The following is a 22,019-nucleotide window of genomic DNA, read 5'->3' as shown; positions in this document are numbered from 1 at the left end:
ATTTCCCCCTTATTTGCGTTCCGTAAGAATTTTTTGTTCGTAGTCTTTTACTTCAGTCAGCCATTCCGTACCAGCTGGTACATTTTGTTGTTGGCAATAGAATTCCCAGACAGCCCCGAATGGATAAGATTTCATTTCTTCCGTAACAGCCAAACGGGTTGTGAAGTCGCCTGTGCTTTCGGCATCCTTCAATGTTTCGATTGGGCTCAACATACCCAACAACAATGATTTCAACGTGCTGCGCGCGCCAATGACCATGGCTGCGACACGGTTGATCGTTGCATCGAAGAAGTCCATGCCGATGAAAGTTTTGTCCAACAAGTCGTTGCGCACCAATGTTTCGCCGATGCGGGTAGTCGCTTCATCCAAGATGACCACGTGATCGGAATCCCAACGGATCGGACGGCTCACGTGCAGCATCAAACCTTTACCGAACGGCAGAAAGGCCGTGAATTTATCGGATACATCCTCGGTTGGGTGGAAATGTCCCGCATCGATTGTCCACAGGATATCCCTTGTCAAAGCGTAGGACAGGTAGAAATCATTGGAACCGGTCGTGAAGCTTTCTGCACCGATGCCGAAGAGTTTGCCTTCGACTGCGTCCAGCATATGCGCATCATCGAATTTTTCTTCCAAACATTGATCCAACGCATCGCGCAGGCGTACACGCGGCGACATTTTGTCGATTGGGTTGTCTTTGTAGCCATCCGGGATCCAGATGTTGTTCACGCAAGTTTGGTTCAGTTCTTCGCCGAAGTAAGCGGCCACTTTGCGGCTGCGTTTCACGTGTTCGATCCAGAACGCTTGTGTTTCAGGGTCATTGCTGGACAATGTGCCGTCTGTCGATTTTGGATGGGAGAAGCAAGTAGGGTTGAAATCCAGTCCAAGGCCTTTTTCTTTTGCCCATTCTACCCATTTTTCGTAGTGCTTCGGTTCGATCTGATCCAAGTCGATTTTTTCGTCCGTATCCACGTAGATGGCATGCAGATTAACTTTATGATTACCAGGGATCAGGCTTAAGGCTTTATCCAAATCGGCACGCAATTGCGCTGGCGTCGTTGCTTTGCCTGGGTAGTTGCCGCTGACAGAAATCCCACCAGTCAAGGCTTGATCAGGGAACATGAATCCCAATACGTCGTCCCCTTGCCAGCATTGCAAGGAAACCTTGATTTGGCTTAATTTTTCAAGTACTGCATCCGTATCCACACCGATGGCGGCGTATTTTTGTTTCGCTAAAGCGTATGCTTCTTCAATAGGTTTTGTCATTTGTCTATACTCCAATCTTTTCTTCGTATTTTTTTAGGTGCTCCCGGTCTGCGATCGGGTTTGGCGGGTATTCTTCAACATGGATCTGACTTCTCAGCCATTTTCTGGCTTCCGCCAGGTCAGCAAATTCGCCGGTTGCGATCATCTGCACAAGCAAGTTTCCGATTGCGGTGCCTTCGGTAGGTCCGGCAACGACCAGCTTCCCGGTGACATCGGCAGTCAACTGATTCAGCAATTTAACATTCGCTCCGCCGCCGACGATGTGCAACACATCTATCGTTTCCTTCGTTAGTGCTTCGACTTTCTTCAGTTCATGCGCGTAGGCCAAGGCCAGATTGCTGTACACGCACATCACCAATTCGCCGGTCGTTTCCGGAACGATTTCGCCCCGTTCACGGCAATAGGATTGGATTTCCGCAATCATATTTGCCGGATTGAGGAAGCGCGGATCGTTCAGATCGACATACTGCAGGAATGGTTCGACTGCATAAGCCATCTGCGCCATTTCCCCGTAGGAATGTCTGTAATCCAGGTTGCGCGCGATTTCCTGCACGAACCACATGCCGGTGATGTTCTTCAGGAAACGATAGGTCCCGTAAGCGCCCCACTCATTCGTGAAGTTCGCTTCGTAGGCGGGACGGTCATTTATCGGTGCGTCGTTTTCGACACCGATCAACGACCAAGTGCCGCTGCTGAGGTAGGCCCATTTACCGCCCAGCGCCGGCACGCCGACGATGGCGGATGCCGTATCGTGCGTCGCTGCAGCGATCACTTCGATTTTGGGCAAATCATAGCTTTCCGTCAGATCAGCCTTCACATCGCCGATTTTCGTTCCTGGCACAACCAGTTCCGGGAACTTCTCTCTCGGGATCCCGACAAGTTCAAGCAGGTCCTTATCGAACTCCCCGGTTTCGAGATTGAGCATCTGCGAAGAAGACACATTCGTCACTTCGCCGACCATTTCCCCGGTCAAGCGGTATGCCAGATAATCCGGTATCATCAAAATTTTGTCGGTCTTTGCCAACAAGGCCTTGTCCTCTTCATACAGTTGATACAAAGTATTGAAGTTCAGGAATTGGATGCCCGTTTTGGCGTAGATTGTCTCTTTGTCGATCTCTTGCGCCACTTTTTCCATCGTATCTTTCGTGCGTTCGTCCCGGTAACTGATCGGCAGCTGCAGCAATTGGCCGTCCATTCCGATCAGGCAGTAGTCGACCGCCCACGTATCGATCCCGAGATGGCATTCCGTCACGCCGAGTGCCTTCAGTTTGGATAGCCCAGTCAGGATTTCTTCGAAAATGGTTTCGATATCCCATCTGTCGGATCCGTCGATGCGACTGAAGCCATTTTTGAAACGGTGCACTTCCTGCAACGCCAATTGTTTATTATCTATTTCCGCCAGCATGATCCGCCCGCTGGAGGCTCCGATATCTATCATCGTATAGTACTTCATTTACTTGTTTCACACCTCCGCCTTGTAATTGTTTACATTACTATTAAACAACTTCTGGATTTATGCTACAATGTCACTGAATGAGTTGTGAGTACCAAATATACAGGAGGTGTTGGGATGGATCTGATTGCGCTGTTATCGCAGGAATCTGTCATCGAAAAGGAACAGAAAAAGCGGCATAAATTTGTGCCCGATCTGCCGGAACTGGAGGGGGAGGCGACCCGGGCGCCAAAAATCAAGGAACATCTGTTTTTCGAAAACAAGGACATCTACATCAGCAAACACAACCGCTACGCCGCCTACCCGGAGCACTCGCACCAATTCCTCGAACTCAACTACATCGTGAAGGGCGAATGCCGCCAGATCATCAACGGAGTCCCTTACCTGTTGAAGGAAGGCGATATCCTGCTGATGGATACTGGCAGCGAGCATTCCATCGAGGCGCTCGGCAAGGACGATCTCCTTTTGAACATCCTTTTCAACAACAAGAGCATCTCGATCAACTGGCTGATGAACATGAACCACAACGACAGCATCCTCTACAAGATCTTGCTGACGAACAATCCACTGGACACGAACGCCGCGAATTTCATATTGTTCCGCAACGAACAGAATGAGCACATCAAGCAGATCATCAACAATATGGCTGACGAATATTTCTTCCCGAAGGTCTTTTCCGGAAAGATCATCAGCAGCTACTTGCCAATCCTGCTTTACGAATTGGCGCGTTCCCTGCCGCACGAGTACAGCGAAACGTTCAGCAAAAAGGACCCCTTTTACGAGGCCCTTCAGCTTATCGATGCCGAGTTCACGACGCTGACTTTGGATGCTGCCTCCAAACGGCTGAACTTCAACAAGAATTACTTGAGCAACATGATCAAAAAGCGCAGCGGCCAGACATTCACGGAACTGTTGAACGAAAAGCGGCTGCTGAAGGCCAACCTGCTCATCGAATCCACCGAAATCCCGATCCAGACGATCCTGACCGAAGTCGGCTTCTCGAACAAGACCTATTTCTATACGTGCTATAAAAACAGATTCCATTGTTTGCCCTCAGAAGTGCGAAAAAAATAACATATGCTTGCCCGGTTGTCCGATTCTTACCGATTATCGGACAAGTCCCGATTCATACGTTTGCCGGTTGTCGGATTCTTCTTGGTTATCCGACAAGTCCCGGTTCATACGCTTGCCGGTTGTCGGATTCTTCGCGATTATCCGACAACCCCAAGTGCACACGCCTGCCGGTTGTCGGATTCTTCTCGGTTATCCGACAACCCCAAGTGCACACGCCTGCCGGTTGTCGGATTCTTCTCGGTTATCCGACAACCCCAAGTGCACACGCCTGCCGGTTGTCGGATTCTTCCTGGTTATCCGACAACCCCAAGTTCATACGTTTGCCGGTTTTCGGATTCTTCCTGGTTATCCGACAACTCCAAACACTCAAACCAAATCTACCCAAAATAACTGAAAAAGTGAAGGACAGCCCCAACAAATCGGGGCTGTCCTTCACTTTCTTATTCGTAGCCGTTCGGGTTTTTATTTTGCCAGTTCCAGGAGTCGCGGCACATGTCCGCCAATGTCTTCTGGGCTGTCCACCCTAACTCTACTTCCGCTTTGGTCGCATCCGAGTAGCAGGTACCGACGTCGCCAGGGCGTCTGTCGACGATCACATAAGGGATCTTGACGCTATTGGCTTCCTCGAAGTTGTGCACCAAATCCAACACGCTGTAGCCGATGCCAGTGCCGAGGTTGTAGATGCCGACGCCATCAGTTTCCTTGATCTTGTCCAAAGCTTTGATGTGGCCCAGCGCCAAGTCGACGACGTGGATGTAATCGCGCACGCCGGTGCCGTCCGGTGTATCATAATCGTCCCCGAACACGCTCAGGCGCGGCAATTTGCCGACCGCCACTTGCGTGATGTAAGGCATCAGGTTGTTCGGGATGCCGGTCGGGTCTTCGCCGATCAGACCGGATTCATGCGCTCCGATCGGGTTGAAGTAGCGCAGCAAAGCGATGCTCCACTCGGAATCGGCGAACGCCACGTCCTGGAGGATCTGTTCGATCATGACTTTTGTGTAGCCGTAAGGGTTCGTTGCGCTTGTCGGTAGGCCCTCCGTCAGCGGCGACACATTTTTCATGCCATAGACTGTTGCTGAAGAGCTGAAGACTATCTTCTTCACGCCATGGTTGCGCATCACATCGCACAAGACAAGAGAGCTCGTGATGTTGTTGTGGTAGTATTCGATCGGTTTCGCAACGGATTCGCCGACAGCCTTATAGCCTGCAAAATGGATGACGGAATCGATATCCTCTTTTGCGAAGACGGCTTCCAGTGCCTCGCGGTCCAGCACGTCCACTTCATAGAAAGTCGGTGCTTTGCCCGTGATCGTTTTGATCCGGTTCAATACTTCCGGGTTGCTGTTGGAGTAGTTGTCGACGATGACCACCTCTTGACCTGCTTTCAATAATTCCACTACGGTATGGCTGCCGATATATCCGGCTCCGCCTGTTACTAATACTGACATATGATTCCTCCACTCTCATTCCAAAATTCAACGCAACTGTTCGACGAAACGGCGGAATGCTAGCTGGCCTTCAGGGGTGCGTTTGAACACACCGGCATCCTCAAGCACCCGTAAAAAGGCTTCGCCTACCGCTTCCTGTACCACATCCGCGGCATCTGCACCGCTGCGGATCTTCTTATCCACCAAACCAGCGACCCACTCCTTATGATAAGGCACAATCTCCACTGATTCTCCTTTAAGATGATTCTCGATTTCCATCAATTCATCCTTCAAACGCGGCGGCAAAATGGCCAGCCCCATCACTTCGATCAAACCGATGTTCTCTTTTTTGATGTTCTGAACATCCGGATGCGGATGGAAAATGCCGTCCGGGAATTCCTGCGAAGTCCGGTTGTTCCGCAGCACCAGATCCAGTTCGAAAAATCCGTCCTTCATGCGTGCAATCGGCGTGATCGTATTGTGCGGGGTGCCATCGGTTGCCGCAAGGATGTCAGCCGCTTCATCCGAATACCCCCGCCATGCATCCAGGATAAAGGTTGCCGCCTCAGCCAACTCCATTTGATCTTTTCCAGAAAGTCGAATGACGGACATCGGCCACTTGACGATGCCCGCCTGAACCGACGAAAATCGGCTCATTTCAAACGCCAACTCGATCGGCGCTTCCGCCATCGCGAAGGTATGCTGGCCGCCCTGATAATGATCATGCGACAAGATCGAGCCGCCGACAATCGGCAAATCCGCATTCGATCCGACGAAATAGTGTGGGAATTGCGTGATGATCCCAAGCAACTTATCGAAAGTATGCTTATCCAATTTCATCGGCTTGTGCTCCTCAGCCAAAAAGATGCAGTGCTCCTCATAATAAGCATAAGGCGAATACTGCAGCCCCCACTTCTCGCCGTTCAAAGGCATGCGGACGATGCGGTGGTTGGCGCGTGCCGGATGGTCAATGCGCCCGGCGTAACCTTCATTTTCCATGCAGAGTTGGCAAGATGGATAAGCGGAAGCAGGTACGTTTTTCGCCAGTGCGATCTGCTTTGGATCTTTTTCGGGTTTGGACAAGTTGATCGTGATCTCCAGTTCACCGTAATCGGTCCGGTGCTGAAACGCGATGTTTTTGGCAATGCTGCGGGTTTTGATGTAATCATTGTTCTGGCTGAGTTTATAGAAATAGTCGGTGGCCGCTTCCGGATTTTGCTCATAAAGTTCCCAGAAATGTTTGTTGATGACGGAAGGCATCGGCGTGATCAAAGACATGATCTGCGCCTCCAGTGTTTCCCTCGCATATTGGTAATCCGCGATTTTACCGTTTGCGACCGCCCAATCCACTAACAGATCCAGCAACTCCAATCGCTCAAGCAAAGCTTGGGACGGCACCAGCTGGGTATCCAAATCCTCCTTGCCGATCATCGCCAATAGCAGATTCCGCAGCACAATCCTGTCCGTCGCATCCGTTTCCCCGTTTGCGATGCCTGTTTCCACGAAATCGACAATAACTTGGTCGATCGCATGCGCTGTCTCATTTATCGTCATGCCAATCGCTCCTTATAACCGTTTTGCGCCATCGCTGATTTCGGCGATGTAGAATTCTGCCGGATAGCCGATCGCTGCTTCATAGGTCTTTCCGACGTTTTCGATGAAGGCCGGAATCGCCTCTTTTTCGACGATTGCAATCGCGCAGCCACCGAATCCTGCTCCGGTCATACGCGCTCCCAACACACCCGGTTGATCCCAAGCGGCTTGAACCAATGTGTCCAATTCGATGCCGGTCACTTCATAATCGTCGCGCAAAGAAATATGCGACTGGTTCATCAACTGGCCGAATGCCTCCAATTCTCCAGCCTGCAAGGCCGCTTTGGCTTTCAAGGTGCGTTGGTTTTCAGTGACCGCATGACGCGCACGGCGGTACAGGACATCGCTCTCCAGAACTTCCTTCGCCTTTTCGAACGTTTCTTCATCGAGTTCGCCCAGGCTGCCGATCGATACGACAGTTTGTAGTTTCGCTAACGCTTCTTCGCATTCGCTGCGGCGTTCGTTGTACTTGGAGTCGACCAATTCGCGGCGTTTTTTCGTATTCATGATGACGATCGCGTGATTGCCCAGCTCAACGGGAACCAATTCATATTCAAGCGTATTGCAATCCAGCAAAATCGCTTTGTTTTCCTCACCCATCCCGACAGCAAACTGATCCATGATGCCGCTGTTCACGCCGATGAACTCATTCTCCACGCGCTTGCCGGTTTTGATGAGATCCAATCGATCCGCATTTAGGTCGAACAGATTATCCAAAACGACACCCATCAACAGCTCGAGGGATGCGGATGAGGACAGACCCGAGCCGTTCGGGATATTTCCGAAGATGACCATATCCATGCCTTCCGGGATGGCGTGACCGGCTTCCTTCAGATAGCGCAGCATGCCTTTCGGGTAGTTGGCCCAGCTGTCCGCTTTCTTATGATCAAGATCGGCCAGATCAAAGCTGATGACGCCGACTTCCGGGAAGTTTTCCGAATAGAGACGGACTTGCTTCAGATCATTTTTTGCCGCAACAGCATAGGTCCCTAATGTGATGGCGCACGGGAAGACATTCCCACCGTTGTAATCCGTGTGCTCGCCGATCAGGTTGATCCGTCCCGGTGCGAAAAATGCTGTGTAGTCCTCTTTGCCGAATAATTCCTCAAATTTTTGCTTTAATCCTGTCAATTCCATCTTCATCCGCTCCTTTTTGTTTTTGATAAATATTTACTTGTAATTTTTACTAAATATTAACTAAATGAATTATAACGCCACAACAAAGAAGTGTCAAGCGGTTTTGGAGCGCTTTCATTTAATGCGCTATTTGGTTCGTTAAAAACAAAAAAACCGCAATGATAGGCATTAGAACACCTTTCTCTGCGGTTTAACCTTCAGTTAGAATCTTTACAGGTACTAAATAACTGATTTAGGTAATTGTGGTTAATAATGCACGTAGCTGTGGAACCAACGACTATTGGAGGTTGACTTTCCCGACCTTCAACAGGTGAACATCCTTTTCCATACAATAGAGCCTAATCAAAACAGTCGCCAAGAAGCAGCTGTACAGCGCCATTTGGCTGCCGGCCAGCTTGAATACGACGATATAGAGAATGGCACCCAGAATGGAAGCCAACGCATAAACCTCTTTGCGGAATACATAAGGAATCTCCCGGGCGAACACATCGCGGATCAATCCGCCGCCGGTTCCGGTCAGGACAGCCAACGTCACCACAACGTACCACTGCTGGAAGCCCGTCCGCACAGCCACTTCCGCTCCGATGGCGGTAAATGCCCCGAGCCCGATTGCATCAAAGAACTGGAGCTTCTTCGCCACTTTGCTGATGTGCGTATAGAAAAGGATTACGAAGCCGGCCGAAAGCAGGCTGATAAGTGCATAGAGCGGATTTTCCAGCGATGCCGGCAAAGGACGATCGATCAGCAGATCCCTGACGATCCCACCGCCTACTGAAGTCGTGATCGCAAATATCCCGATTCCGTAATAATCAAGATCCTTCTCGATCGCGGTCAACGCCCCTGACATCGCAAAGGCGATAGTTCCGATAATTTCCACAATTGAAATAAATTCCATTTTTAGTATCCCCCCTAATAATAGTGCTCTGAAATATTGTGTTCCGCAAAAATTATAACGCAAAAGGATGCAAAGCCGCCATTAACTTTGCATCCTTTATCTATTTTTTTTTGGTCTGTTTGCACAAACCTATTTATTCCGTAACTTCCACTTGCGCAGCAACTTTTGGAGCCGTCAGCAAAATCGAAGCCAAAGCGATCGTCCCAAAAGCGACATTCAGCAGCAACCCTGCAGAACCGGCCACTTCCATATTCCCTTGCACTCCCAAAACATTGAAAAGGCTGGAAGAAAGTGCAACCCCGACCGCTCCGCCTAACGAGCTGGCCATTTTATAGATGCCGGACGCGCTGCCGACTTTATCAGCAGGCGCATTCGAAATGGCGGTATCAGTGGATGGTGTTGCATAGATACCCAGACCGAAGCCATACAGAGCATAGCCTACGAACACAAGCAGGTTGTACATGATTCCCGGCACAAAAGTGAAGGCCATCAAAGCGATCCCGATCGTTGCAATGAATGAGCCGGTCACCATCGGCTTGCGGGAACCAAATTTTTGCAAAGCTTTTTCACCCAATCGGATGGAGCTCAATACGCACACCAAGTAGCCGATCGTCAGCAATCCGGATTGGAAAGAAGAGAATCCGCGGCCCATTTGCACATACGTATTGGCGACAACCATCGTCCCTGCAGAAGCATTCAGCAAGAAGTTGGATAAAGTAGCGCCACTGTAGGCTTTATTCTTGAACAACGAGAAGTCGATGAAACTGTTCACGTGCTTCTTTTCGATTGTTGCGAACAAGAAAACTGAAACAACCAACAAAGCGCCTAATCCCAGTATGATCGGGTTAGTCCAGCCGATTGAAGCACCTTGACCGACGATAATGTTGAATGCCAGCATTGCCAACGCAAAAGTGATAAGGCCGCCGAAATCAAAAGGTTTCTTATCGCCGGTTGCTTCAAATTTGCATTCCGGTGTGCCCTTCAGCAAAAACATTCCCAGAGCTGCAACAAAAATCGAAACCACGAAGATAGCTCTCCAGCCGAAATAAGTTGCCACCAGTCCTCCAAAGAAAGAGCAGATTCCGGAACCGCCCCATGAACCGATTGACCAGAAACTCAATGCGCGCTGTCTTTCGGCGCCGTCAAAATAAGTCTTCATCAAGGCCAAAGTAGCAGGCATGATGCAAGCCGCCGACAGCCCTTGGATGATGCGCCCGATGATCAATAGAGTTGCTCCGTTCGCGAATACTAAGCACAACGAACCGATGATGCTCAAAATCATGCCGATATTCGTCAATTTGACCCGTCCGTATTTATCCGCCAAGCCACCTGCGGCAACCATGAACATTCCTGAAAACAAAGAGGTCAAACTGATTGCGATGCTCAACATGCCTGATGAGATTCCTAAATCCGCTTGTACCGCCGGCACGATATTCACCATCGCCTGAGCGAACAACCAGAAGGTGACGACACCCATCATAATCCCTGCAATTAATTTGTCATTGCCTTTGTATTGGGTTTCCACTATTCTTCACTGCTCCCTTTTAAGTAATCAATAACCAATGTCCCCATGGTTTCGGCTGCAATCAGCATACTGTCCTCATTAATCCGGAATTTCGGATGATGATGCGGATAAGCCTCGCCTTCTTGCGGAGCCGCTCCGACATATAGGAAGACGCTCGGGCTTTCCTTCGCATAATAAGCGAAATCTTCTGAAGGAGGCTGCGCCTCGCAGCGTTCCACGGCATCTACCCCAGGCAGCTCGGTAGCCTGCAGAGCCGCTACTGCGAATGCCGTCATTTCCGGATTGTTGAACAGGACTGGGTAGTCGTTTTCGTAATCCAGTTCATAGGTCACATCGAACATTGCCGAGATGCCGTCCAACTTCGCCCGGATTTCCTTTTCGATCAGCGTGCGTGTCTCTTCGGACATCGAGCGCACATCACCTTCCAACACAACCGAATCTTTGATGACGTTGAACGACCCTTTTCCGTCAAAGCTGCCGATCGTAATCGAACCGACATCGAAAGGATTCATACGGCGGCTGACGATGGATTGCACGGCCACGACAAAATGGCTGGCCGCCACGATGGCATCATTCGCTTTATGCGGCGAGGAACCGTGCCCACCAACGCCTTGGATTTTCACGCGGAAATTGGCGCGGCCGGTCTGAACGTTGCCTTCACGGTAGAACACTTTGCCGCTCTCCATCTGTGACATCACGTGGATGCCGAAGACCGTGTCGACGCCTTCCAAAGCGCCATTCTTGATCATGCCGATTGCTCCGCCCGGGGGAACTTCCTCGGCAGGCTGATGCAGCACAACAATCTTCCCTTCAAGTTGTTCTTTCATCTCGATCAAAGTTTCGGCAAGAATCAGCATATAGGCTGTATGCGCGTCATGTCCACAAGCGTGCATGACTCCCGGCGTTTTTGAGGCAAATGGCAAGCCCGTTTCCTCTTGGATCGGCAACGCATCGAAGTCCGCTCGGATGGCGACTGTTTTTCCCGGTTTGCCACTGTCGATGGTCACGACGATCCCCAGTCCGCCGACATGGGTGCGGATGTCACACTCTTTCCCTGCATAAAAAGCTTCGATGTACTTGGCCGTGTTCTCCTCCTGGAAAGACAATTCCGGATGAGCATGCAAGTAGCGGTAGATTTCGATCATGCGGTCCTGTTTGTCGGCTAACTTGCTGAACAATTGCTTTTTGGTCGCTTCGTTCATTTTTTTGCGCTCCCTTATTTTTGACTGTTTATAAGTATCATATAGGTTGGTTAATGCTACGTTTCTTAATCACTCAGCTAGTATACCGCCACAAAAAAATAAGAAAAGGCTCGTTATTATGCAAAACAGCCTGATTTTTGTCTTCGCATTTTCAGAAAACGACGGAATAACAATTTTGTGCGGATGATTTTTGTCCGAAAGCCCTCTCATTTGAAGAATGGCCCGCAAGCGGGCCGAAAAAAGCAAAAAATCGGACATCGAGAGAGCATTTGTGTTGCTTGTCCGATAATCGAGAAGAATCGGACAACCACAAGGCAACTGTCCTGCTGATTGTCCGATAACCCAAATGAATCGGACAACCACAATGCAATCGTCCTGCTGATTGTCCGATAACCCAAATGAATCGGACAACCACAATGCAAATGTCCTGCTGATTGTCCGATAACCCGAATGAATCGGATAAGGCGAAAGTATCCGGCGACAAAAAAAGGTTGTCTCGTGGGAGACAACCTTTTCTTCATTATTATTCTGCTCAGCCGATCGCTCGGCGAAATTCGATGAACAGGATCGCGTTGCTGCTCATTGAAGCATAGAAGGACCAATCTTTGTCGATCTGTTCATCTTCCAGCTCCAACGTCGGCATGGATGACTGCACGATGTATTCCATCACTTCGAGGTCGATACCGTGCTTGCTGTTCAGCTGCCCCCACTTTGCATAGAGCCCGCCATTTTGCTGATCGAACCGGTATTTCCGGACCTGGTATTCCCCGGGCTCCATGCCGACCAGCCGCACGTGCAGTTCATTGCTGCGGTTCCGCATGAACAACTCGTCGACTGAGTAGCGCGGATTGAAATGCTTTTCGTTGAAAAGCAAAAGTTGGTAGCCCTCTTCGTTTTCGGTCAGCACATAATGCTCTCCCTGAGCGCGCACTTCGCCCGTCATCCGTTCTTTGAACATTAGCGTGTAGAAAGCCGGCCGCTTGCCATTGAAGAAATGGAAGAGCTCCAAGCCCGCCACAGCTTTGTTATGGATCCCTCCGTAGCGCTCATGGAGTTCAGTGTTCAGCCAGAAACCGACACCCGCGACTTCAGCACCCAAATCCAAAATAGTCCGCAGGATCAGCGCACCCCGGAAAAAAGTCCCGTTTGTGTAGCGCGTATTTCCGGTCAATGTGTTCCAATTTTCCAGGTATAGCGGCTGATGCATTTGGTGCTTTTTCAGGAAACGTTTCAGCTTCTGCGTTTTCCGCAGGATATAGTCTTGGCTGTTCAGGAAGTCTTCATCGCTGATTTCGGAAAAGTCGACGACCTCGTTCTGATCGGCATCGTAGGTGATGAAGTCGATGCTTCCGGATTGGTGAAGTTGCCAATGATGCGATAAGGAAAGACTATCTTTATCCTCTTTGAATGGCAGGAATGTACCGATTTTCAACTGATGGGCATATTTCCGAATCACTTCATGCAGCTTTAAGTACACGCGCTCCAACTCCGTGGACAGGATGGCTGTCTCTTTTTCCGCATAGAACACGACTTTCCATTGGTTGACGAACTTCCTACCGAATACCTGCAGTGTGTGGATCAGAAACCCTTCAAGTTCCTTGAAATAGCGCTCTTCATTGTGGATGACTTCTTTATAAGTGATCCTCACGTACAGGCTAATATCCTGTTCCTTCAAGTACTGGATCGCCAAATCGGCGTTGGCGTACTTCGGTGTGGTGGACACAAACTCATCCGTCTCGACTTCCGGCAATAATGTGGATCCGCCGATCAGATTGCGCACACCCACAAAATCGACGCGAAGCCGTTGCTTGGCCAGAAGCACTTGCTCCTTCACCTGCTCGTTCAGGAGTTCCTTCAGTTCCCCGATGAACACAATATGCTTTTCACTCGCCAATAGTCTTTCGGCATCACTGTCTCCGACAACGATCTTGCACGCTTCACCCGGCGCCTCGTCCGGCAATACACACTGATTCAGAGGCTCCTCCAAATATTGGGTCAACTGCATCAACGCTTCCGGTGAATCCAATGCCTTCCCTGTATCAGTTTTGGCGGTCACGGCTCCGAACGCTTCACCGTTTTCTTGTTTATGCTCCTTCCGGTATTGGACCGGTGTCTGACCGTAGACCGATTTGAAGGCTTCCGTAAAATTCTTCGCCGTCGAGAAGCCGTTCCGCACGGCAATCTGGAACATATTATCGGACGTTTGCAGCAAGTCCTCCACGCAATGCTTCAACCGCACCATCTTCAGATACTGCAGAAAACCCATTCCGGTCGTCTGCTTGAAGTAACGGGATAAATAGGTAGGCGACAGGTACTCGCTCTCGGCCATCTCCGCAAGCGTCAACGGTTCCGCATAACGGAGCTCAATCGTATTGATGATCCGGGCAATCCGTTCATCGCTCGCTTCGACCGCGCCGGTATGCGGCCCCTCTTTCTTGAAGAAGCGGGTCACCAGCAGCATCGTCTGAAAAAGGATACTGTGGGCCTCCAGGACACTGCCTTCTTCCTGACGGGAATGGACAATCACAAGTTCTGCCAGCAACTTGCGCAGCTGCGCTACGACATCCCCACGCCCCGGATCTAAATCTTTCGAGAAACATTCGAAGGAGTAATGGAAGTAATTCGGGTAGTTCATCACGAAAAAATGGCTGGGGATGCTCAGGCAAATGAGGATATTGTTTTCGCTGCCCCGGACAGTATAGTGGTCATTCCGGTTGATGAAGAGGATATCCCCTTCATCCAGAGCATACATTTCCCCATTGACGGACACGCTCGCCCTTCCTTTGGTCACGAACAAAATCCGAGTGCCGTAATACCGTTGTGGCGCGGCATAACGGATATTCCCCATCGTGATATCATAATCTGCCGCATGCTCTCTGATCATCCGTTCCTCTTCCTTTCCAGCGATTCTGTTGTAAAACTCTTGTAGCTAACATATCAGAATTTTGGTCCGGATGCGAGTGGAAATGTTCCTTTCGCTGTAACATATCTTGCGCATACATATCCTAACCATAAATAGCCTGAGCAGATTTTGCTCAGGCTTTCCGGTGTCAATTACAATTTTTCTCCATTTGCGGCAATCACATTCCGATACCAATCAAAGGAAGCCTTCTTGCGACGGTCAAGCGTCCCTATTCCTTCGTTATCCTTATCCACATAGATGAAGCCATAACGCTTTTCCATTTCTCCTGTGGAAAAACTCACGATATCGATGCAGCCCCAAGGTGTGTAGCCCATCAGGTCCACCCCATCTTCTTCGACAGCTATCTTCATCTGTTTGATGTGTGTTTTGAGGTAGTTGATGCGGTAATCATCCTGGATAGTACCGTCTGCTTCGACTTTATCGTATGCTCCCAAACCATTTTCGACAATAAATAAAGGCAAGCGGTACCTTTCCGTCAAGACATTTAAGATGTACCTTAAGCCGACCGGATCGACCGGCCAACCCCATTCACTTTTCTCAAGGTAGGGGTTATCGGTGAATTTCAGCTGATCGACGGAACCGTCTTGCCAGCTGGGGATAGCATCCAAAGCGGTGACCGTATTTGACATGTAATAGCTCAAGCCGATGTAATCGACGGTCCCTTCGCGCAGCGTTTGCAGCTCTTCCTCAGTGTAGGCGATATGGTAGCCTTCCTTTTCCCATAACGTCAGAGTGGCCGCTGGAATCTCACCGCGCACATGAATATCATTGTAGAAGAAGCGGCGATCCATCGCTTTTACGGACGCCATTAAATCGGCAGGATTACAAGAATAGGGATAGACCGGAACATAGGCCATCATGCAACCGATTTGGAAGGTGGGATTTATTTCACGGCCGATTTTTACCGCCTTCGCACTAGCAATCAGTTCGTTTAGACTTGCTTGATAGACCACTTCCGCCTTATTGTCGCCTTCATCAAAAATCAGGGCTGAATTATTGAAAACATGCAGATCCCGGTAACCATCCGCTTGGTTGTTAATTTCATTGAAAGTCATCCAGTACGTCACTTTATCTTTGTAGCGCTCCATGACCGTTTTTGAGTAATGCGCAAAAAAATCAATCAGCTTCTTATTCCGGAATCCCCCGTATTCTTTACACAAATGATAGGGAATTTCGAAGTGCGACAAGGTGACGACCGGTTCGATGTTATGTTTTAATAATTCATCGAATAGATCGTCATAAAACTGTAATCCTTCGTCATTCGGTTCCCTTTCATCACCTAATGGGAAAATCCGACTCCAGGCAATGGAGGTACGGAAACATTTGAAGCCCATTTCGGCAAACAAAGCGATGTCTTCCTTGTAACGGTGGTAGAAATCAACCGCCTCGTGGCTGGGGTAATCATAGCCCTCCAGTACGCCGTCGGTTATTTCCCGCGAAACGGAATGCGAGCCTACGGTAATGACATCCGCTGTGGAGACGCCTTTTCCACCTTCATTCCAGCCGCCTTCGATTTGATTGGCCGCCACAGCACCACCCCATAGAAAATCTTTTCTGAATCCTTTCAACTCTCTTGTCCTCCTTTTACCAAAGTCCTTTCACGGCATTCTTTCATGGCTTTATAGCTTGCGCCGACAATTCCTGCATCGTTAAGGAAATGACAGGGCAGTATTTCCGCCAGCGTCATATTTTTCATATCCCGATGCCCCGTCTGCAACCCTTGCACCCGGCGATTTAATTCTTTTATGAAACTTTGATTGGCGCTGATGCCTCCGCCGATCAGGACGACCTCCGGGTCAAGCGAGACCAATACATTGTAGATGCCGATAGCCAGATGGTCATAAAAGGCATCAATCACAGCTTTTGCCTGCACATCTCCCGACTCGGCAAGTTTAAAAACAGATTCTCCATCAAGGTTCTGTTGGTTTGTTTCCTGGCCGGTTTCATCCAAGTACCGCTGGACCAATCCGGACTGGACCGAACTCGTCAGACTCACGGATGCTAGCCTGGTGTCCCCGTTTAAAATCGGGGCATTGATCATAAAACCAAACTCCCCTGCTGTTGCATGTGCCCCACGATATACGTCATTATTGATGATGATGGCACCGCCGATCCCCGTTCCTACCACGGCCGTAAAGTAGTTTCTGTAATCCCTGCCGGCTCCAAGCCATTTTTCAGCTAAGGCCGCACTGTTTGCATCATTCTCGACTGTGACGTGTACCCCTAGTTCTTTTTCCAATAGGTCTTTTAAATGGATACCATAAAAATCAAAAATCGCCCCTCCCGTTGTCAGGAAGCCCGATTCTTCCACCACACCCGGCACACTGATGCCGACAGCACTTATTTCATGGGCTTCTTTATAGGATTCCACAATTCTTTTGATATTTCTTATGATTTCGCTGCCTTCCGGGCTGGTCTTAATTTTGTCTTTGTGCAGAATGTTGCCTTTTTCATCCAGGAGGCCGTATTTGATATTCGTTCCCCCTATATCGATACCAATAAATTTATCCATTTTTCCCCTCGTTCCTGAGCAATAGTCGAATAGAGCAACTGGTTTCACCCTAAGGTCACGTGCATGCTTTTCACGTGCTTATTCCTTATGTCCCTTGCCTCTTGATCTGTGATGCGATTGCCTTCAATGACATTGACGTGATCGTCCTCGTATTGGAGGCTGTATCGGATCGGTTTCACACCTTTTTGTCCGTATGTATGTTGTCTTTTGGTGTTGCTGTAGGTCACTTGGATTTCCCCCAACAAGGTAAATTGGACGGTCCCATCTTCCCTGAACAGCGTTTTGTGCAAGGCTGGAGAGAGTTGGAATGATAGCTGTTTTGTATCCTTGTCATAAGTGAAGGGGCTTTCGCCGATAAACATTCGAACCCACATGTTCAAGAATTCAACCGTCGATCCACTGAGTCGTGCCACGAAACCTTTTCCATGAATGCTCTCATCGGGGTTCGCACTGCTGGCGATAAAGGAAGAATTCTCCAGGATGCTTCTGCCGTAAATGTTCGGATCCAAGTTGGGGATCAACATGGTCTCAAGATCTTCATAAAAAGCTTCATATAAACCACTCTTCAATAATGCCAGCAAATATTTATAAGTCATGTGCAGGAAGACCGATTCATTCTCCAGCCACCCCGGTGTGAAGAATTTAGCCCTTCCCAGTTCAATGGGTTCGTTCGTCAGCGGACCGCTTGTTTTGTACATTTGTAGTTTGCGGTCATAGATTTCCGATTCTCTGACAGCTTGGTAGATTTTTTGCGCCTCTTCCGTGCTGTCCGTCACCTTCAGTTTTTTGACCAGCCCCTCCAGAAATGGTGTCACCGCATGCGGCGTCAGCGTTTCGCCTATTTTTTCAAAGTAGAAATAGGTAGGCAGCAGCGCTTGCCCGTTGTAGTTTTCCACTGCCTCAATGGCCCGGTCCACTCGCTTGGCCAGTTCGTGAACCAAGCATTGGCTCTCCGCTTGGCTGAAGCTTGCCGATTCTCCGGAAAGATTCTGGTAGATAGATTCCCGATACTTTTCCAGAAGACTTGTTGTTTTTTCCCAGAACGCTTGATCATCCGCTTGCATGCAGGTGAGTTGCTTGTGAAGTCCCTGAAGGAATTGGACCACTTCGATCGGGAGTGATTGGACGCTTCCCATTTGATCCACTTGTCCGATAAATGCCAATAACCGTTTCAGTTCAAATAACTCAGATGTACCGGATCCGAACAAGCCAGGCAACCCATTCAAGGCATCATTCCAGCCCGGTTTCCCGGCTTCCATCGCGATGCCATAACCAAACGGTGCGATGGTTGCCGCTTTGGTGGCGGCCAACAAGAGGAGTTTGGAATAAAGGTCGGTCATGAGGGGGTCTTGGTTTAATGCTTCTACCCACTGCCCCAGCTCCTCCTCATGGCGGATAGCATGATACTGTCGGTATTTGTTGTCTTTCTGGACATATTTTTTGGAACGCGGTTGGACAAAGGCCTTGTTTTGATAATATTTGTATGGGCGTTCAAATAATAAGTCCGCTTGCTTGTCCGGATAAATAGCCAGATAGCTTTCGATGAGATCTAAGTTGTAGGTCCAGTGATCAATCCAGAAGCCTTCCCCGTGATCTGCTTCCAGATTCTCGCTGCTGGCGCACAGGACGTAGGCCAGTAGCTCCTCAAAAGAGCTGGTCAGGGCGACGTCATTTTCTTCGACAAAACGCAGCAGTTCGCCCGGTTCAAATGGTTTCTCAAAGAATGAGAGCAGCATCTCAAGCTGTCCCGCATCTTTCAAGAATGGGACGATATCTGTGTCGGGGCCATTGAAGGTAAACAGGACCTTTTTGATGACGAGTGGATTGTAGCCGTCCAATTGGATCAATTCCATGAAATGGTGGATATTGGCGGCTTCCACTTCAGGTGTGAAATAAATATCCATCCGTCTGTTTTGATTGATATCGCGATAGTTCCCATTCCCTTGCGAGTAATAAGTAGGCGACGTCGAGAAGAAGTTATAATCCCTTTCCAAATCGCCATGCTTGCGCGAATAAACATAATAGGTTTGCCGCTTGTCTTTATGCGTGTGGATTGTTGGAAAACCGCCCCGCAATCCATTGTCCAAGTAGGATTGCCTTGCGTATTGATCAAATTTGGCATTTGCGGTGCCAGTTTGGATCACATCGGTCAATTCATCCGTCAATGTTTGTGCGGTAACAAATGCTTGCTTCACTGTGTCTTCGTTAAAGTGTTGCGACAGATACGCCGAGACTGTAGCCACATCTTTCCCGTAACCAACCAGCGTCATCAATTCAACGCTTTGTCCAGGTGAAAGCTCTCCTTCCCATAGCGTAAATCCGGCAGAGACTCTATTGGTGCTGACTTGATTTTGTTTGCTTATTTCAGAAACAGGGTTCTGATTAAAATGCTGCGCTTTACGCAATGTTTCATCATTGCCGAAAATGAGCTGGCGATCGAAAATGATTGTTGCTGGTGAGGCTTGTTCATTCTCCTTGACCAGGGACGCATAGAAGTTGCCGCTATGCATCTCCGTCACAGCCTCGGTATCCGCTGTGCTCCCGCGCAAATGATAGAAGTTAAAGAGATTGTCGACTTTTTTAACATCAAACCAACTCTTCAACGTGTTACCCAGCTCTTTATAGGCTGCATTTTCAATCCCCGCCGGGAAAATAGCCGCCAAGCCATCCGCTGCTTCCAGAATGACTGCGTGATCATTATCATTGGTGATGCTGACGGTACGAACCAGCGCCCCAATCGGTGCATGCGGCAAACTGTAGTAGCGAACCTGGATGCTTAATTTTTCATCGTGGTTTCTATAAGTCAATTCCAAGTGATTCATGCCGATTGTCATTGTTTCCGTGGCGTTTTCGCTCGGATCCGAGAACGGTTCAAGAGCAGTTGTTTTACCCTTCCTTGTCACTTTCAAAAAAGTCCGAAACCCTTGTAAAGGCGTATGTTGATAGGCTTTATCAGCCGGTAGAAATTCTGAGATTGCGGAGTCTTTATTCTCGATCCCAAAACTACTGATTGCTTGGCCGCGATTGATGTAGAATGTCCAGAGCGGAATCCCTTTTAAGCCAACGATTCCTGGTAAAAAGCTTGAGAAAGCTGAAGTATTTTGGAAGTTTTCGATGATGCATTCGTTTTTTTCGTTTAATTTATACAAAGATTTGCACCCACTTTAATTATTTGACAGCACCAGCTGAGATGCTGTTGATAATGTGTTTTGATAAGAAAATAAAAGCTACCATGATCGGCACCACTGAAATAGCAATTCCTAAGTACATCGCTCCCAAGTTCATTGCCACTGGAGAACCACTTAAAGCGCCCATCATGACTGGCAAGGTAAACTTACTTGGCGTCCGCAACATGATCAATGGCGTCATATAGTTATTCCATGTTCCGATGAAAGTGAAGATTGCTTGAGTCGCAATTGCAGGTTTTAGAATAGGTAAAACAATTCTATGGAACATATAGATTTCTGATGCACCGTCAATTCGGGCTGCTTCCAAAATAGAGATTTGCATCGAAGACACCAAATATTGGCGAAAGAAGAACACCGTGAAAGGCGCCGCAATAGCTGGTATGATCAAAGGCCAATACGTATCCAGGATTCCTAAAGTACTGTTCAATTCATATTGTCCCAAAAGTCCAAGTTGACCTGGGACCATCATAACGACTAGGAAAGCACCGAAAATTAAACTTTTTCCTTTGAACTCGTAGAAAGCCATCGCAAAAGCGGTTAATGCTGAAAAATAGGCATTCAGTAAGGTAACGGTTGTCGCAATAAACAAACTGTTTGCGAAGCCACGCCAGACATTCACGTAGCGGATCAACACATCATAGTTGTCGAAGAATGATGTCCCAGGGATCAATGTGAAGCCTCGAATGATTTCACTGTTTGAACGAGTCGCATTAACAATCATCATAACGAAGGGGATTACAGAAATTACGGATAGTATTATTAAAAAGGTATAGAGGGTCGCCTTCAAAATTTTAATACGGGTTTTAAATCCTTTCCCGATCGGAGCAACGATTGGTGCAATGCTAACAGCTTTAGTATTTTTCATAACTAGACACCTTTCTTATTCGGTTTGTTGTTCATAGTTCGGAATATGATAATGGAGAAAATAACAGTGATCATAAACAGACCATAAGCAATTGCAGAGGCGTAACCGAAATTATTGTATTTGAAGGCTTGATTGTACAAGTAGAGAACCATCGTGCTCAGTGCCCCACGTGGTGCACCCATGCCATCAGTAAGCAACATCGGTAAATCGAACATTTGCAATCCCCCGATGAGAGAAGTAATCATGACGTAGAGCATGATTGGCTTCAGTTGCGGTAAGGTAATATGATAGAATCTTTGCCACCAGTTGGCACCGTCAATCAAAGCTGCCTCTAAATAATCTGTCGAAATGCCGCTTATACCTGCCAACAGAATAATAAATGTTTGTCCAAACCACATCCACGTATTGATTGCTGAGACGGCGCCACGGGAATAAACGGCATTGCTCAACCAGTTGACCGGTCGATTGATAATGCCGGTATCCAGTAGTATTTGGTTCAAAGCACCATAATTCCAGTCCAGCACTAAATTGAATAAGAGTGCTACAGACGCCACTGTGATGATATTAGGTAAGTAAAAGAGGGTCCGGAAGAAGCCCACCCCTTTGATTTTAAGCTGAATATCACTAAAAATAAGAGCTAATCCAAATGCGATTGCTAATTGGAAGAAAAAACCACTCCCCCAGATAATCAGCGTGTTCATCAGTGATTCAATAAAATACTTGTCCTGCGCTAAACGTAAATAATTATCCACCCCAATAAAGGCCGCATTTTCAATTCCCCCGGCTCCACTATAACTCGTGAGACTGAAGTAAAAGGTCAACAAAATCGGGTAGATGTTAAATGTTAAAAATACGATGACAAATGGGGCAATGTACAGATAGGCTTTATTTGAATTCTTTCCCATTTCAATCCTCCTCTAGTCTAAAATAAATCTGGGGTTCTTTAAAAAGAACCC

The 22,019-nt window shown here is 48.4% G+C and carries 15 protein-coding genes; 1 reads left to right on the top strand and 14 read right to left on the bottom strand.

The window, feature by feature from the left end:
* Positions 1-9: 9 nt before the first annotated feature.
* Together PH235_RS04135 and rhaB are read right to left on the bottom strand one after the other, a co-directional pair.
* On the bottom strand, positions 10-1,266 hold the full coding sequence (locus PH235_RS04135; RefSeq protein WP_272161152.1) for an L-rhamnose isomerase: 1,257 nt from the start codon (positions 1,264-1,266) through the stop codon (positions 10-12).
* Positions 1,267-1,270: 4 nt separating this feature from the next.
* Positions 1,271-2,719 carry a rhamnulokinase gene (rhaB, locus tag PH235_RS04130; protein ID WP_272161151.1) on the bottom strand — a complete coding sequence of 483 codons (1,449 nt, stop codon included), beginning with the start codon at positions 2,717-2,719 and terminating at the stop codon, positions 1,271-1,273.
* Between the two features lie 117 nt (positions 2,720-2,836).
* Here rhaB and PH235_RS04125 point away from each other — a divergent pair, with 117 nt between their 5' ends.
* Positions 2,837-3,793: a helix-turn-helix domain-containing protein gene (locus tag PH235_RS04125; RefSeq protein ID WP_272161150.1), complete on the top strand. Its 957-nt coding sequence runs from the start codon at positions 2,837-2,839 to the stop codon at positions 3,791-3,793.
* Between the two features lie 440 nt (positions 3,794-4,233).
* On the opposite strand, the gene galE is transcribed toward PH235_RS04125, so the two are convergent.
* The 12 genes from galE to PH235_RS04065 all read right to left on the bottom strand — a co-directional run bounded on the left by galE (position 4,234) and on the right by PH235_RS04065 (position 21,968).
* Positions 4,234-5,244: a UDP-glucose 4-epimerase GalE gene (gene galE, locus PH235_RS04120; RefSeq protein ID WP_272161149.1), complete on the bottom strand. Its 1,011-nt coding sequence runs from the start codon at positions 5,242-5,244 to the stop codon at positions 4,234-4,236.
* Positions 5,245-5,271: 27 nt separating this feature from the next.
* The gene (gene galT, locus PH235_RS04115; RefSeq protein WP_272161148.1) at positions 5,272-6,777 is read right to left on the bottom strand and encodes a UDP-glucose--hexose-1-phosphate uridylyltransferase; all 1,506 of its coding nucleotides are present in this window, start codon (positions 6,775-6,777) and stop codon (positions 5,272-5,274) included.
* Between the two features lie 12 nt (positions 6,778-6,789).
* The gene (locus PH235_RS04110) at positions 6,790-7,953 is read right to left on the bottom strand and encodes a galactokinase (protein WP_272161147.1); all 1,164 of its coding nucleotides are present in this window, start codon (positions 7,951-7,953) and stop codon (positions 6,790-6,792) included.
* A gap of 277 nt (positions 7,954-8,230) precedes the next feature.
* Positions 8,231-8,848 carry a trimeric intracellular cation channel family protein gene (locus PH235_RS04105; RefSeq protein ID WP_272161146.1) on the bottom strand — a complete coding sequence of 206 codons (618 nt, stop codon included), beginning with the start codon at positions 8,846-8,848 and terminating at the stop codon, positions 8,231-8,233.
* A gap of 133 nt (positions 8,849-8,981) precedes the next feature.
* A complete protein-coding gene (locus PH235_RS04100; protein WP_443080844.1) occupies positions 8,982-10,328 on the bottom strand; it encodes an MFS transporter in 1,347 nt (448 codons plus the stop codon).
* Positions 10,329-10,372: 44 nt separating this feature from the next.
* A complete protein-coding gene (locus PH235_RS04095) occupies positions 10,373-11,575 on the bottom strand; it encodes an amidohydrolase (RefSeq protein ID WP_272161145.1) in 1,203 nt (400 codons plus the stop codon).
* A gap of 532 nt (positions 11,576-12,107) precedes the next feature.
* On the bottom strand, positions 12,108-14,459 hold the full coding sequence (locus PH235_RS04090; protein ID WP_272161144.1) for an AraC family transcriptional regulator: 2,352 nt from the start codon (positions 14,457-14,459) through the stop codon (positions 12,108-12,110).
* Positions 14,460-14,629: 170 nt separating this feature from the next.
* Positions 14,630-16,066, bottom strand: a complete 1,437-nt coding sequence (locus PH235_RS04085; RefSeq protein WP_272161143.1) for a 6-phospho-beta-glucosidase — start codon at positions 16,064-16,066, stop codon at positions 14,630-14,632.
* A complete protein-coding gene (locus tag PH235_RS04080; protein ID WP_272161142.1) occupies positions 16,063-17,010 on the bottom strand; it encodes an ROK family protein in 948 nt (315 codons plus the stop codon). The genes PH235_RS04085 and PH235_RS04080 overlap by 4 nt, the downstream gene beginning before the upstream one ends.
* Positions 17,011-17,054: 44 nt before the next feature.
* A complete protein-coding gene (locus PH235_RS04075) occupies positions 17,055-20,159 on the bottom strand; it encodes a hypothetical protein (RefSeq protein ID WP_272161141.1) in 3,105 nt (1,034 codons plus the stop codon).
* A gap of 19 nt (positions 20,160-20,178) precedes the next feature.
* Complete coding sequence (locus PH235_RS04070) at positions 20,179-21,063, bottom strand: carbohydrate ABC transporter permease (RefSeq protein ID WP_272161140.1); 885 nt, start codon at positions 21,061-21,063, stop codon at positions 20,179-20,181.
* Between the two features lie 2 nt (positions 21,064-21,065).
* Positions 21,066-21,968 carry a carbohydrate ABC transporter permease gene (locus tag PH235_RS04065; protein ID WP_272161139.1) on the bottom strand — a complete coding sequence of 301 codons (903 nt, stop codon included), beginning with the start codon at positions 21,966-21,968 and terminating at the stop codon, positions 21,066-21,068.
* Positions 21,969-22,019 lie beyond the last annotated feature (51 nt).

The organism is Trichococcus sp. K1Tr (assembly GCF_028309625.1).
Classification (GTDB): Bacteria; Bacillota; Bacilli; order Lactobacillales; family Aerococcaceae; genus Trichococcus.
The sequence above is the reverse complement of the archived record's forward strand: the minus strand, read 5'-3'. Positions and strand labels throughout refer to the sequence as shown.

What these genes read in the sequence shown, in the direction of transcription:
- PH235_RS04135 (WP_272161152.1), bottom strand. Translation starts at nt 1,266, where the DNA reads ATGACAAAACCTATTGAAGAAGCATACGCTTTAGCGAAACAAAAATAC.
- rhaB (WP_272161151.1), bottom strand. Translation starts at nt 2,719, where the DNA reads ATGAAGTACTATACGATGATAGATATCGGAGCCTCCAGCGGGCGGATC.
- PH235_RS04125 (WP_272161150.1), top strand. Translation starts at nt 2,837, where the DNA reads ATGGATCTGATTGCGCTGTTATCGCAGGAATCTGTCATCGAAAAGGAA.
- galE (WP_272161149.1), bottom strand. Translation starts at nt 5,244, where the DNA reads ATGTCAGTATTAGTAACAGGCGGAGCCGGATATATCGGCAGCCATACC.
- galT (WP_272161148.1), bottom strand. Translation starts at nt 6,777, where the DNA reads ATGACGATAAATGAGACAGCGCATGCGATCGACCAAGTTATTGTCGAT.
- PH235_RS04110 (WP_272161147.1), bottom strand. Translation starts at nt 7,953, where the DNA reads ATGGAATTGACAGGATTAAAGCAAAAATTTGAGGAATTATTCGGCAAA.
- PH235_RS04105 (WP_272161146.1), bottom strand. Translation starts at nt 8,848, where the DNA reads ATGGAATTTATTTCAATTGTGGAAATTATCGGAACTATCGCCTTTGCG.
- PH235_RS04100 (WP_443080844.1), bottom strand. Translation starts at nt 10,328, where the DNA reads ATGATGGGTGTCGTCACCTTCTGGTTGTTCGCTCAGGCGATGGTGAAT.
- PH235_RS04095 (WP_272161145.1), bottom strand. Translation starts at nt 11,575, where the DNA reads ATGAACGAAGCGACCAAAAAGCAATTGTTCAGCAAGTTAGCCGACAAA.
- PH235_RS04090 (WP_272161144.1), bottom strand. Translation starts at nt 14,459, where the DNA reads ATGATCAGAGAGCATGCGGCAGATTATGATATCACGATGGGGAATATC.
- PH235_RS04080 (WP_272161142.1), bottom strand. Translation starts at nt 17,010, where the DNA reads ATGGATAAATTTATTGGTATCGATATAGGGGGAACGAATATCAAATAC.
- PH235_RS04070 (WP_272161140.1), bottom strand. Translation starts at nt 21,063, where the DNA reads ATGAAAAATACTAAAGCTGTTAGCATTGCACCAATCGTTGCTCCGATC.
- PH235_RS04065 (WP_272161139.1), bottom strand. Translation starts at nt 21,968, where the DNA reads ATGGGAAAGAATTCAAATAAAGCCTATCTGTACATTGCCCCATTTGTC.